Annotated in this window: 18 protein-coding genes and 3 tRNA genes; 1 reads left to right on the top strand and 20 read right to left on the bottom strand. The window is 27.9% G+C overall.

Annotation, left to right across the window (positions count from 1 at the left end; translation table 11 throughout):
- Window positions 1-40: 40 nt before the first annotated feature.
- From rpsO to H8891_RS15410, 16 genes are all read right to left on the bottom strand, one after another.
- The gene (gene rpsO, locus H8891_RS01425; RefSeq protein WP_147545838.1) at window positions 41-295 is read right to left on the bottom strand and encodes a 30S ribosomal protein S15; all 255 of its coding nucleotides are present in this window, start codon (window positions 293-295) and stop codon (window positions 41-43) included.
- A gap of 107 nt (window positions 296-402) precedes the next feature.
- A complete protein-coding gene (locus H8891_RS01420; protein WP_187004884.1) occupies window positions 403-1,326 on the bottom strand; it encodes a bifunctional riboflavin kinase/FAD synthetase in 924 nt (307 codons plus the stop codon).
- Window positions 1,327-1,350: 24 nt separating this feature from the next.
- On the bottom strand, window positions 1,351-2,256 hold the full coding sequence (truB, locus tag H8891_RS01415) for a tRNA pseudouridine(55) synthase TruB (protein WP_187004883.1): 906 nt from the start codon (window positions 2,254-2,256) through the stop codon (window positions 1,351-1,353).
- Between the two features lie 11 nt (window positions 2,257-2,267).
- Window positions 2,268-3,248, bottom strand: a complete 981-nt coding sequence (locus H8891_RS01410; RefSeq protein WP_187004882.1) for a DHH family phosphoesterase — start codon at window positions 3,246-3,248, stop codon at window positions 2,268-2,270.
- A gap of 3 nt (window positions 3,249-3,251) precedes the next feature.
- Window positions 3,252-3,641, bottom strand: coding sequence for a 30S ribosome-binding factor RbfA (gene rbfA / locus H8891_RS01405; RefSeq protein WP_187004881.1), 390 nt, complete (start codon window positions 3,639-3,641; stop codon window positions 3,252-3,254).
- 18 nt (window positions 3,642-3,659) lie between these two features.
- Window positions 3,660-5,564 carry a translation initiation factor IF-2 gene (gene infB, locus H8891_RS01400; protein WP_207723576.1) on the bottom strand — a complete coding sequence of 635 codons (1,905 nt, stop codon included), beginning with the start codon at window positions 5,562-5,564 and terminating at the stop codon, window positions 3,660-3,662.
- Between the two features lie 53 nt (window positions 5,565-5,617).
- Entirely contained in the window at window positions 5,618-5,941 is a 324-nt protein-coding gene (locus tag H8891_RS01395; RefSeq protein ID WP_187004879.1) for a L7Ae/L30e/S12e/Gadd45 family ribosomal protein, read from the bottom strand.
- Window positions 5,934-6,206 (bottom strand): RNase P modulator RnpM, encoded by a 273-nt coding sequence (gene rnpM, locus H8891_RS01390; RefSeq protein ID WP_187004878.1) that lies wholly within the window; start codon window positions 6,204-6,206, stop codon window positions 5,934-5,936. The genes H8891_RS01395 and rnpM overlap by 8 nt, the downstream gene beginning before the upstream one ends.
- An 18-nt stretch (window positions 6,207-6,224) precedes the next feature.
- Window positions 6,225-7,298 carry a transcription termination factor NusA gene (gene nusA, locus H8891_RS01385; protein ID WP_147545856.1) on the bottom strand — a complete coding sequence of 358 codons (1,074 nt, stop codon included), beginning with the start codon at window positions 7,296-7,298 and terminating at the stop codon, window positions 6,225-6,227.
- Window positions 7,299-7,326: 28 nt separating this feature from the next.
- Entirely contained in the window at window positions 7,327-7,788 is a 462-nt protein-coding gene (locus tag H8891_RS01380) for a ribosome maturation factor RimP (RefSeq protein WP_147545859.1), read from the bottom strand.
- A 153-nt stretch (window positions 7,789-7,941) separates the two neighbouring features.
- A complete protein-coding gene (locus H8891_RS01375; protein WP_187004877.1) occupies window positions 7,942-9,321 on the bottom strand; it encodes a hypothetical protein in 1,380 nt (459 codons plus the stop codon).
- Window positions 9,322-9,335: 14 nt separating this feature from the next.
- A complete protein-coding gene (locus H8891_RS01370; RefSeq protein ID WP_147545865.1) occupies window positions 9,336-9,839 on the bottom strand; it encodes a sigma-70 family RNA polymerase sigma factor in 504 nt (167 codons plus the stop codon).
- A 199-nt stretch (window positions 9,840-10,038) separates the two neighbouring features.
- Complete coding sequence (locus H8891_RS01365) at window positions 10,039-10,245, bottom strand: zinc ribbon domain-containing protein (protein WP_187004876.1); 207 nt, start codon at window positions 10,243-10,245, stop codon at window positions 10,039-10,041.
- Between the two features lie 88 nt (window positions 10,246-10,333).
- Window positions 10,334-11,284, bottom strand: coding sequence for an alpha/beta hydrolase (locus H8891_RS01360; protein ID WP_187004875.1), 951 nt, complete (start codon window positions 11,282-11,284; stop codon window positions 10,334-10,336).
- Between the two features lie 122 nt (window positions 11,285-11,406).
- Complete coding sequence (locus tag H8891_RS15415; protein ID WP_276510598.1) at window positions 11,407-11,541, bottom strand: hypothetical protein; 135 nt, start codon at window positions 11,539-11,541, stop codon at window positions 11,407-11,409.
- A 326-nt stretch (window positions 11,542-11,867) separates the two neighbouring features.
- Window positions 11,868-12,179, bottom strand: coding sequence for a chloride channel protein (locus tag H8891_RS15410; protein WP_207723524.1), 312 nt, complete (start codon window positions 12,177-12,179; stop codon window positions 11,868-11,870).
- Between H8891_RS15410 and H8891_RS15105 the strand changes: the two genes are divergently transcribed.
- Complete coding sequence (locus H8891_RS15105) at window positions 12,173-12,367, top strand: hypothetical protein (RefSeq protein WP_207723522.1); 195 nt, start codon at window positions 12,173-12,175, stop codon at window positions 12,365-12,367. The genes H8891_RS15410 and H8891_RS15105 overlap by 7 nt on opposite strands.
- 41 nt (window positions 12,368-12,408) lie before the next feature.
- Here the strand turns inward: H8891_RS15105 and H8891_RS01350 are convergent.
- From H8891_RS01350 to H8891_RS01335, 4 genes are all read right to left on the bottom strand, one after another.
- Window positions 12,409-12,483, bottom strand: a tRNA-Thr gene (locus tag H8891_RS01350).
- A gap of 3 nt (window positions 12,484-12,486) precedes the next feature.
- Window positions 12,487-12,562, bottom strand: a tRNA-Asn gene (locus tag H8891_RS01345).
- Window positions 12,563-12,575: 13 nt separating this feature from the next.
- Window positions 12,576-12,649 (bottom strand) — tRNA-Cys (locus H8891_RS01340).
- Window positions 12,650-12,720: 71 nt separating this feature from the next.
- Window positions 12,721-13,437 (bottom strand): CPBP family intramembrane glutamic endopeptidase, encoded by a 717-nt coding sequence (locus H8891_RS01335; protein ID WP_187004874.1) that lies wholly within the window; start codon window positions 13,435-13,437, stop codon window positions 12,721-12,723.
- Window positions 13,438-13,560 lie beyond the last annotated feature (123 nt).

Below are 13,560 nucleotides of genomic sequence, written 5' to 3'. Positions count from 1 at the left end.
GAAGAAGGTATAAACCTTCTTCTTTATTAAAATAATTAAATTATTTTCTTAATCCTAACTTAGCTATTAAAGCTCTGTATCCTTCTAAGTCCTTTTCTTTTAAGTAAGCTAATAAGTTTCTTCTCTTACCTACCATCTTTAAAAGACCTCTTCTTGAGTGATGATCTTTTTTGTGAACTTTTAAGTGACCGTTTAATTCATTTATTCTAGCTGTTAATAAAGCTATTTGTACTTCTGGAGAACCAGTATCTCCTTCAAATCTTCCGAATTCTTTTATTATTTCAGTTTTGTTCATTTGTGAATACCTCCATTATTTTATTAAATCCCCAATTACTAAGCATTGATTGGAGTGTTCAAATGCCGAGTAATGGTTCACGAATTTTATTTTAACACAAAACATGTCTACTTGTAAACATACTTTTTGTATACAAAGTTAACGTCTTTATGTAATTGAGCTTTTAATTCATCTAAAGAATTAAATTTTCTTTCATCTCTTATTCTTTCTAAAAACTCAATTTTAATTATTTGACCATATATGTCTTTATTAAAATTAAGTATATTAGTTTCTATAGATAAACTTTGTCCATTTACAGTTGGATTATAACCTATGTTAGTGGCTCCATAGTAAGTCTTATCTTTTAAGTATACTTTAACTGCATATATACCACATTTAGGTATAATTAAATTATTATCTATATTTAAATTAGCAGTTGGAAAACCTATAGTTCTGCCTAGTTTCTTAGCATGAATTACTTCACCTTCTAAGGAATAATTTCTCCCTAAAAAGTCTTTTATATTATGAACTTTCCCTTGACTAATAAGTTGTCTTATATAGCTACTACTAACTCTTATATTATTTATCTTTATAGGATTTATAACTTCAATTTCCATATTATATACTTTTCCAAGTGACTTTAATTTTTCTACAGTACCTTCTTTGTTTCTAGCAAAAGTAAAGTCATGTCCTACTATAACTTTTTTACACTTTAATTTTTCTATTAAAATTTCTTTAACAAAATTTATAGCAGATATTTTCGTCATATATTCATTAAACGGAACCATAAGAATTATATCTACACCTAATGATTTTAATATATTTATTTTTTCGTCATTCGTAATTATACTTTTTATAGAGTTTTCCCTAAAATATCTCATAGGATGATTTTCAAAAGTAAATACTATGCTTTTGAATTTTTTGTGTTTAGCTTCTCTAACAGCTTTTTTTATTAATTTTATATGCCCTTTATGAATACCATCAAAGTTTCCAATTGTTATAATACTATTTTCAATATTTATTACTTTATCTAATGATTTTATAATAGTCATAATAAATTCTCCACTACTTATATTCTATATAAATAGTTTATCACTTTTTAAGCATAATGTGCCATCAACTTTTAGGAATTTTCCAACTCCTAAAAACTTACCTTCACTGTATACTCTTACAAATTCATCACTTTCATTAAAATTTCCTTTTACAAACCCTTTTTTATACACTATAGCTCCATTAACATACGATTTAACAGCTAATGGATTTATATGTATGCTATTAAAGTTTGATAATACATAATCTATGTCATATAGGTGTTTATCTAATTTCTCTTCTTTATATAAGTTTTCTAATTCTTCTAGTGTTATTGCATTTTCTAAATTAAACTTTCCTGATGATGTTCTTAGTAAAAAAGACATATGTCCACCACAACCTAGCTTTTCACCTATGTCATAACATATGCTTCTTACATAAGTTCCCTTAGAACATTTAACATAAAACATTACCTTATTATCTTTAAACGAAAGTATATTTAATTCTTTTATATTAACATCTCTATACTTAAGTTTTATTTCATCAGCTCTTCCAGCTCTAACTAAATCACACATTCTTTTTCCATTAACTTTAAGAGCAGAGTACATTGGAGGAAGTTGTTTTATTTCGCCTATTTGAGTATCAAATGCCTTTTCAAGATCATCCATACTTATATTTCCAACTTCAAATCTTTCTATTATTTCTCCTGATGAATCATAGGTATCTGTGTTTATACCTAAAGTTAGTTCACAAATATACGATTTATCCTTATTAAGTATAAGTTCACTTACTTTTGTAGCTTTTCCTATACATATAGGTAGTACCCCTGATGCATCTGGATCAAGGGTACCTGTGTGACCAACTTTTTTTATATTTAAAATTTTTCTAACCTTACCTACAACATCATGAGATGTCATACCTGTAGGTTTTAATATATTTACTATTTTATTCATACTAATCATCCTTAAATATGTTTTAAAACTTCGTCAATCACCATTTTTTTAACGTTTTCTATAGTATCTTTTATAGTGCATCCAGAAGCTCTAACATGACCTCCGCCTCCAAAATGTTGTGCTATAGTACTAACGTTTACATAGTTTTTAGATCTAAAACTTACCTTGATCTCATTAAGTTCTTTTTCTTTAAATAAAATGCCAACTTCAACTCCATCTATGTCTCTAGTATATGATGTAACTCCATCTGCATCATTAAAAGAAATTTTATTTCTTTCTAGCATATCCATTGTTAACATCATACTAGCAACTTTTCCCTCTACAATATCTAAAGTATCTAAAGCTTCGCCTAGTAACTTATAATAATTGTATGGATTACTTTGGAATATTTTTTGAATTATAATGTCTTTTTTAGCTCCTATACAAACTAAATCATATGCCATTAAGTAACTGCTCGGATTAGTGTTTGAATAAGAGAAATTTCCAGTATCTGTTAAAAGACCTGTGTATAGACAAGTTGCTATAGTTTCATCTATTATATTTTCACCTACAACTTTTGAAAACTCTTTTAGTAAGTTGTATACTAATTCACAAGTAGATGATTCATTTGGATTTATATAATTTAAATCTCCAAAATTATCATTGCTTGCATGGTGGTCTATACAAATTAATTTATTAACAGATGTTTTTATATGCTCACTAACACATATTCTATCTGCATCTCCACAATCAAGAGATATTAAAATATAATCATTTATATCAATATCTATTTCTTCCGATTTTAATATTTTTATATCTTTAACTAAAAATTTTAAATTAACAGGTATAGTATCATCTAGTACATATAATACATTCTTACCTAATTTTTTAAGCGTGTAATACATAGATAATGTAGAGCCTATATTATCTCCATCCGGACTATAATGAGAGGTAACAATAAAATTGTTACCTTCCCTTATAGCTTTTATAATATTGTTAATATTATTTAGCATAGATTACTCTCCTTGGGTTTCTTCATTAGAATCTTTTTTATTACCTTGATTCTCTTGATTAACTTTTTTAATTAGACTTTCCATATACATTCCTTTTTCTATAGAATCATCTAATTTAAATATAATTTCCGGAGTATGTCTAAGCTTTACATTTCTTCCTACTTCTTTTCTTATATATCCACAAGCACTTTTAAGTCCTGCCATACTTGATTCTTTATTTCCACCTAATATACTTACATACACATAAGCATAACTTAAATCATTAGTTACTTCAACATCAGTAACACTAACCATAGAATTTATTCTATAGTCTTTTATACCACTTATAAGCATTGTACTTACAACTTTTCTTATTTCTTCGCCTATTCTTTGTGTTCTATTATATGATGCCATAATATCGACCTCTTTTTACTATTTTAATTTTCTTTCAACCTCTTTAGTTATATAAGCTTCTATTATATCGCCTTCTTTTAAATCGTTGAAATTAGTAATTGTTATACCACATTCATATCCATGGTTAACTTCTTTAGCGTCATCTTTAAATCTCTTTAATGCTGCTATTTCACCTTCATGTATTATGAATCCATCTCTTACAACTCTTACTTTACCATTTCTAAATATCTTACCACTTAAAACATAACATCCAGCTACAGTACCAACTCCAGATATTTTAAATGTTTCTCTTACTTCTGCTTTACCTGTATCCTCATCTATATATTCTGGGTCTAACATACCTGTCATAGCAGCTTGTACATCTTCTATAGCCTTGTATATTATTGTGTAAGTTCTTATATCAACTTCTTCTTTTTTAGCCATTACTTCAGCAGTAGCAACTGGTCTTACATTAAATCCTATTATTATTGCATTAGATGCTCTTGCTAGCATAACATCAGATTCAGTTACAGCTCCAACACCGCCATGTATAACTCTTACAGCAACTTCTTCATTAGATAATTTTTCTAAAGATTGTTTAACAGCTTGAACAGAACCTTGAACATCAGCTTTAACAACTAGGTTAAGTTCTTTAACTTCAGCATCAGACATTTGACTAAAGAATTCGTCAAGACTTACTCTTTGGTTAGATTTTAACATTTCTTCTCTAGCTATATGTTGTCTCTTCTCAGCTACACTTCTAGCTATTTTATCAGTAGCAACTGCTACAAATTGATCTCCACCTTGTGGAACTTCTGACAATCCTAATATCTCAACAGCAGTAGATGGTCCAGCAGTCTTAACTCTTCTACCTTTATCATTTATCATAGCTCTTACTTTACCACAAGCAGTCCCTGCAACTATAGGATCTCCTACTTTTAAAGTACCTCCTTGAACAAGTACAGTAGCAACTGGTCCTCTACCTTTGTCAAGTTGAGCTTCTATTACAGTACCTACAGCTCTCTTGTTTGGATTAGCTTTTAATTCTTCTACTTCTGCAACTAAAAGAATCATTTCAAGTAATGAATCTATATTAGTTTTTTGTCTAGCTGATACTGGAACAGATATTACATCTCCACCCCAATCTTCAACTAATAAACCTTGGTCTGCTAATTCTTGCTTAACTCTATCAACATTAGCCGCTGGTTTATCTATTTTATTTATTGCAACTATTATTGGAACTTCTGCAGCTTTAGCATGGTTTATAGCTTCTATAGTTTGTGGCATTATACCATCATCTGCAGCAACAACTAATATAGCCATATCAGTAACTTGCGCTCCTCTAGCTCTCATAGATGTGAAAGCTTCATGTCCTGGGGTATCTAAAAATACTATCTTTTCTCCATTTATAGTAACTTCTGATGCCCCTATATGTTGAGTTATTCCTCCAGCTTCATTTGTAGTTACACTTGTTGATCTTATAGCATCTAGTAATGATGTTTTACCATGGTCAACGTGTCCCATAACTGTAACTACAGGAGGTCTTTTTACTAAATCTTCTTCTTTATCTTCTTGTATATCTATTAATTCATCTATTTCAGCTTCTTCTTGCTCTGTCATATCTTTTTCTACAAGCTCAAATCCATAATCTTTAGCTACTAATGAAGCTATTTCAAAGTTTAACTCTTGATTTATTGTTGCCATAGTTCCCATTTTCATAAGCTTCATTATTATTTCTGTAGCAGGTTTTTCTAAACTATTAGCTAATTCTTGAACAGTTAATTTTCCTTCAACTGATACAGTTGGAAGTCCACTTCCTGCTGCAACTTCATCACCTAATAATTCCATAGCCATATCTGCATCATCTTGGCTTAATTCATCATTTTTATTTTTTACGTTTATATCTAGTTCTCCTAGCTTAGCTATAAGTTCTTCGCTAGTCATTCCTAAATTTTCTGCTAATTGGTATACTCTTGTTGACACAAGACCACCCCCTATTATATTTTTGTATTTTCAATAAGTTCTAAGACCTTATCTGCAAAGCTCACGTCTTTTATTCCCATAACTGCTCTAGGCGCTTTTCCTATAGCTAACCCTAATTGTAGTTTTGTTGAATATGTAACGCATGCTATATTTCTAAAAGATGTTTTATCTTTAAATAGCTTTTTCGTATTATTTGAAGCATCTTCTGCCACTATTACTAATTTTACCCTATTTTTTTTAATATCAAGCATAGTAGAATCATCACCTGATACTAGCTTTCCTGCACGTTGTGCTAAGCCTAGGAATGAGTAAATTTTGGCTTCATTGGCTTTATTCATTGTCACCTATCTCCTTCATCAGGCTTTCATATACTTCATCAGGAACTTCAACTTTAAAAGCTCTACTTAAAGCTTTACTTTTAATTGCTTTTTTTAGACATTCGCTACAGTTACAAATATATGCACCTCTACCATTTGCTTTACCTGTTTTATCTAAAAATATTTGTCCTTCTTTATTTTTGACAATTCTTATTAACTCTTTTTTATTGTCTCTATCTTGACAAGCTATACACTTTCTTTGAGGAACTTTCTTTACTTTTTGCAAATGTATCACTCCTTATAATTAAGCATCTAATTCTTCTTTATTATCTGCTTCTTTAGCTGCTTGACTTTCGCTTTTTATATCTATCTTCCAATTAGTAAGCTTAGCTGCAAGTCTTGCATTTTGCCCTTCTTTACCTATCGCAAGTGATAATTGATAGTCAGGAACTACAACTAAAGCACTCTTTTCTTCTTCATTTACATCTACAGATACAACTTTTGATGGACTAAGTGCTGCAGATATAAATTCTACTGGATTTTCACTGTATTTGATTATATCTATTTTTTCATCGCCTAATTCATCAACAATATTTTTAACTCTTGATCCTTTAGGTCCAACGCATGCTCCTATTGGATCTATGTTTTCATCTACAGAGTAAACTGCCATCTTAGTTCTTGATCCAGCTTCTCTAGCGATGCTCTTAACTTGAACAGTACCATCAAATATTTCAGGAACTTCCATTTCAAATAATCTCTTAACTAAACCTGGATGGCTTCTTGAAACAGTTATTTGAGGTCCTTTGTTAGTTTTCTTCACTTCTAATATATATACCTTTATTTTTTGTCCTGCTTGATAGTATTCACCTGGTATTTGCTCTGCTTGAGTCATTATAGCTTCTATTCTTCCAAGGTTTACATGAACTATATTTTTGTTTACTCTAGCAACTTCTCCTGTTACTATTTCATCTTGCTTGTCTATAAATTCATTGTATACTATATCTCTTTCAGCTTCTCTTATTCTTTGAACAACTACTTGCTTAGCTGTTTGAGCTGCTATTCTTCCAAATTCTGTAGTAGTTATTTCACTTTCTATTATATCACCTATTTCATAGTTAGGGCTTATTTGTCTTGCTTCATCTATTTCTATCTCTAAGAATGTATCGTATATATCTTCTGAATCTACAACAACTCTTTGAGAGTAAACTTTTACATCTCCTTTTTCTCTATCAAAGTATACTCTAACATTTTGAGCAGATCCAAAATTTTTCTTATAAGCAGTTAAAAGTGCTTGTTCTATAGTATCTATAAGTATATCTTTATCAATTCCTCTATCTTTTTCTAATTCATCTAATGCTTCTATAAACTCGTGGTTCATTTTTTTGTCCTCCTATATTAAGTTTTAATTAGAATTTTATAGCAAGTCTTATAAGTGCTATATCTTTTTTATCAAATTCCATTTCTTCATTATCAACTATAAGTTTAACTATTTTATTGTCCACTAACTCAACTAATTGAGCTTCGAAATGTTTTAATCCATTTATAGGTTTATATAATTTAACTTCTACGTCTCTTCCCGCATATCTTATAAAATCTTTTTCTTTTTTAAGTGGTCTATCAAGACCTGGTGAAGATACTTCTAAGAAATAGTTTTCTTTTATTGGGTCTTTTTCATCTAATATTGGATTTATAGCTCTTGTTATAACTTCACAGTCATTTAGAGATACGCCTCCATCTTTATCTATAAATATTCTTAAATAATATTCTCCTGCTTCTTTAACATATTCAACATCAACTATCTCTATGTTGTGCTCATTAGTTATCGGAAGTACTAATTCTTCTATTAATGATTCTGTACTCTTTTTCATTTTGCTTCCCTCCTATTCAGTTGTTATTTTATAGCATTGTAAATGCTATAATAAAAGAGTGAGAACTTTTCGTCTCACTCTTAGTTTTTGCATTATATACTATTTTATATACTATGATACCATAGATTGTTTTTATTTGCAAATTTTCTAGTATTATTCAATAGTGAAACTCCAGTTTCCTTTTATATTATATCTATTTCCTTCAAGTTTTATATATAATTTATCACTTTTGGGATATGGCAATTTAAATGTATATGAGTATAAATTTTCATCTTCAGCTCCTACTGATAGACCTCCCTCAAAAAAATCTGCTTTTACATCTTTTATACTTTCACCTGAAGGCCTTATGTATATACTTTCAATTTTCATTGGATTTTTTTGTTCGTTTAGCTTTTGTATATATATAGTATAATTATCATTCTCTTTAATACCCTTTATTAATTTAACTTTGTCATTTGCATTTTTAAATAAATTACTATTTGTTTTTAATTTTACTATTTTATTTATAGTTGTTTCTACGTTATCAGATTCTATATCTAATTGCAATTCCTCACTTTTAATTTTCTCATTAAGTGCAAATGTTGATATTTCAGGTATAATTATCTTATATGGCTTTTTTAAATTAGTTGTATCAAATCTAAAGTGATTATACCTTTCTGGATGTTCTATAAATGCCCCTACTGCAAATTTACCATTTGAATCAATTAATTTTATAACGTCTTTTTGTTTTCTTGCATAATTACTATAAACATCTCTTTCATTTATTTCTTGTCCATAAAATGTTAATTCATTTTTTATGTCTCTATTATTAATAAAGTTTACATCCAATTTATTTTTACCTTCTTCTATCATAGCAGTTATAGTCATATTACATTTAGTATCAGTTACTCCAAGGCTTTTAATATCTGATTTTGACTTAACCTCTATAAGTTTTGTGTTAAATTCTACACTTTCCCCACTTTCCCACTTCATGGTAAATTTTATATTATCATTTTTATACTTTTTATAATACTTAAATGTACATTCATATACCCAATTATCAGCTCTGCCATCTCCACTAGTTGAAGTTGATATGTATCCTCTTGAAACTTTTTTTCTATTTCCTATCTCTATTGTAGATATTTCACTAGGCTCATAAAACTCTCCTTCTACCTTTACACTTATTTCATTATTAGCTTCATTTATATTTATATCCCTTAAAGTTATATCTGTTGATTTATTTAATTTTTGATAAATAGGTCTTTCCAATATATATTTTAATCCATCATCAGTTGTAACCATTCCACTTCCTGGAATATATTTATAATTTTGGTTAATGTAAGCTTTTACAATAAATGGCGCTGATGTTATTACTATCAATCCAATGATTGATGCTATCATTAATTCTCTCTTTATTTTCTTACTTTGTCTTTTTTCATTTATACTCTTTAATGTATCATCAATTCCCTTAATTATTTCTACTGGAACTTCTAAATTATCTTTTTCTCTTAGGAATTTATTTATCTCTATATCAAGCTTATTATTCTTATCCATTTTAAGTCCTCCATTTAGTTTATATCTATCATTTCTTTTAACTTACCTCTAGCCCTTGATAGTCTTGACTTTATAGTTCCTTTAGGTATCTTTAAAATTTCTGATATATCGCTTATTCCCATGTCTTCATAATAGTATAAAATTATTAGTATTTTTAGTTCTTCTTCTAGATTGTTTATTATACTTTTAATTTCTATTTCAGCAGAATTATCCATATATGAATTGTGTATATTTTCATTAAAGCAATTTGATGATTTTCTATTTTTTTCAACTGTGTAATTACATTGATTTATTAAAATTTTTATTAACCAAGTTTTAAAATACTTTTCTTGTCTTAAATTTTTTATATTTGTATAAGCTTTTAATATAGTTTCTTGAATGCAATCTAATGCATCTTCATTATTTTTAGTTATAGCTATAGCTACTCTATATAAATCTTTTTCATAGTTTTTTATTAAAGTAGAAAATGCAATATCATTCCCCTTTTTACTTTTTTTGACTAGTTTTACTATATCCAAGCGTCATCCTCCCATCCCTCATTATCAATTCTTCTATATATTAGATAGTTTTTATATAAAATTGGTTCTCATAATTTTTTATTTTTTAAGTAAAACATTAAAATAAATTGTCTTAAATTAATTAGGAACCTTCTTAATTCTATTTTAATATAAAAAAAGACTACTTGATTACCAAGCAGTCTTCTTGTTTTTAATTATATTAACCTATTATAAAATCGAATATATCATCAATTTTATTTGTTGGCACTTTGTAAATTTCAGTATATTTACATCTAGTACAAGTTACTGTTGTAAATTTTCTATTTTGAACATCAAATATCTTAGAAAATCCACTACCTGTTGTACATATTTCATCTTTTTCATATTCAGTATTACTACATTTTGGACATACATATCCTTTACTCATATAAATCTCCACCTTAATATAAAATATACACTAAATTATATCATAATATTATAAATAAATATAAAATAACATCAATTCTTTTTTAAATCTATTTGCCAACAACTTTATCATCTATAAACTTATATATTCTATTAAAGTATTCATCTCCTAGAATATCATATCCATTGACATGTTGAACTTTATCTATAAGCCAAATTTCTTTTTTATCATGTGGTATATTATCATATATTATCTGACTACTTTTTGGAGAACATACTTTATCTTCTTTTCCATGTATTAAAAACATCGGCGTAGTTATATGTTGTACTGATTTATATGGTTTTACATCTTCATAATTAAATCCTGATTTAACTTTAGTATATATATTCCCCATAGTTCTTGCATATCCTACAGGTAAAAGTGGTATGTTTTTTGCTTCAATACCTAATCTTATAGCATCCGACATTTCATGATATGGTGAATCAGCTATATAAAAATTTACATACCTATTTTTTTCATTTATTTCAGAATGCATTACTACAGTTGCAGCCCCCATTGAATGTCCATGAGCTCCTAATAATCCATTAGGATATTTTTTATGAATAAACTTAGCAACATTTTCTAAATCATATTTTTCTCTTAACCCAAAAGTATAATCACTTCCTCCAGTTTTACCTGTGTGCCTTTGATTATATAACATAACATTGTATCCATGATCTAAATATTCATATGCCTTTTTTAAATATTCATAGTAATTACTTTCAATCCCATGAACTAGTATTATTGTATTGTCAGTATTTTTATTAGACTTTATAAATTTACCTTCTACTTTATATCCATTTTCTGGAGAACTTATAAATACATCTTCATACTTATAATTTTTAAGTTTTTCTAGTGGTCTTCCTTCTCTATGAGAAAATACTTCTACTATATCTTCATCTTTTATTTTTTGAACAGAACCAACCGAACCATCATATACTAAGAAACCAACTACGTAAGATATTATTAAAAATAATAATATACAAACCGATGAAATTATTATGATTGCTTTTCTCTTCATTTTTTCCTCCTGATATTATTATCTAGTACTAATACTTAGTATATATCAAGTGTTAATTTTTTTCTACTTATTTTTTATAAAAATAATATATATGTTAGAAATAAAAAAAGATTAGCTAAACGCTAATCTTTTTTTATTTCTAACAAACTACTATCTGAGGATGTATATATTCCACTTCTATCATCAAATACATAACTTATTACACAAACAATAAACAAGTATTCTATGCTAGCAGATCCCGATAACTCTATTTCCATTACAAGAGATGCGATCGAAGTTTTAGTAGCTCCTGCTAATAAATTTCCTAGTATTGCTCCTATTACAAATAATAGAGTAACCTTACCGCCTTGAAATCCTACCGCTAATGTTAATGATGTTAATAGTAGTTTTATTATAAATGCATCACTTAGTAAATCTAAACTTAGACCAAGATATATTCTAGTTCCAAGTATTATTATACCTCCTATAAAACTCTTTAGTGATGTGTTAGGTATTTTTTCTGCAAATAATTTTTTAAGCTATGTATAAGTTCATCAAAAAGTTTACTTGTAAGTCCAAATAAAATCTCACATAATATAACTTTTTAAAATACATCAACCCCATTTATAGGAGATACTATATTATAGTGACTATGTTGCATTTTAAATAATTTTGCTACAAAATTTCCTATGTAACTCGCTATAAAACAAGGTATTATAGCTTCATATCGCATCTTACCGACAGTACTTACTTCGAGTCCAAATATAGTTCCTCCAATTGGAGTACCAAAAAATACTAATGGAGCCATTCTAAATGGTATATTCCCTGCTCCTTGATTAATTCTCTCAATTATTAAGTTGTTTCCTTTAGATGATTCTCTTCCATATCTAGCATATAAATAACTTACAAATGCCACCTAATGGTAATAGATATAATAACTATGGATTTGCTTATCTTGTACTAGTTGCTCATAGTAGGCTCTTTAAAAAGAAAGATATTATTATTCCTACTACAACCCCAGATATAGAAGCTCATAAAAATCACCTTAAAAATAATATAGATATTCATTCACTTTCCTTAACATGTGACTTAAACTTTATATAATTTCATAAAAAAAGTAGACTATCTAATAGTCTACTTTTCATTGGAGCTAGTGATAGGAATCGAACCTACAACCTGCTGATTACAAGTCAGCTGCTCTACCGTTGAGCCACACTAGCATATGGCGGGAATAACAGGACTCGAACCTGTGACCCATTGATTAACAGTCAATTGCTCTACCAACTGAGCCATATTCCCGAATTTAAATATTTGGAGGCGACACCCAGATTCGAACTGGGGATCAAGGAGTTGCAGTCCACTGCCTTACCACTTGGCTATGTCGCCTTAACCTTACTCTATAATTATATAATTTTTTTATTAATTTGTTAAGCATTTTTTTAAATTTTTTCTAACTTTCAATCGACATTTTTCTCATCTATCTTACTTAAATTATATATACCTTTATTGATTAAATAAATTCCTAAAACTAAATATCCTAAACTCCAAAATAAACCTATTGGCATAGGTATTATAACAAGTAAATTATTTATTAAATGAGCCAATATACAAATCTTTATAGATTTTGTGTAATAGTATATAAATCCCAATATAATAGCTCCTCCAAATGCAGCAACTCCTTGAATTAAATTAAAATGAACAACTGCAAATATTATAGATGAATATACTATAGCTTTTAATGGTTTGTTGTAATATTTTTTTAAAAGACTTTTTAATAAAATTCCCCTAAATAATAATTCTTCTAATATAGGTCCTACTATAACTATTTGAATATATATAATTATAATTCCAATTAATCCTCCAGTGTTTACATAGTTACTCACAAAAGAACTTTCAAATGTATTTAAGGTATTTATATTATGATATTTGCTCAAAATAGATATTACTACACATTTAACTAATATATAACCTAAAATCATACAAAAAGAATACAAAAAGTCATATAACTTAGAATGATTTTTTACACTTTTCAAATCATACCATAGCTGTATTCTCTTTGAAATAAAATTACAAAATAATATTAGGATTATATCAATTAATACTAATATTGACGATATTAATTTAAATGGTACTTCTCTTTGCATAGATGTAAATACTGTTGAATCTATAATCATAGTAATAACAATAATAATCGATACTAACATTTCCTTATTAAATTTTAATTTTAAATTTCTAATATAAACCTCCCCCTATATTTTTGTACTAAGTTTATAACTTTTAATTAAAAGTTATAAACT

The sequence above is a fragment of the Paeniclostridium hominis genome (assembly GCF_014306135.1).
GTDB classification, from domain to species: domain Bacteria; phylum Bacillota; class Clostridia; order Peptostreptococcales; family Peptostreptococcaceae; genus Paraclostridium; species Paraclostridium hominis.
This window is presented reverse-complemented; position numbering and strand designations above follow the sequence as displayed.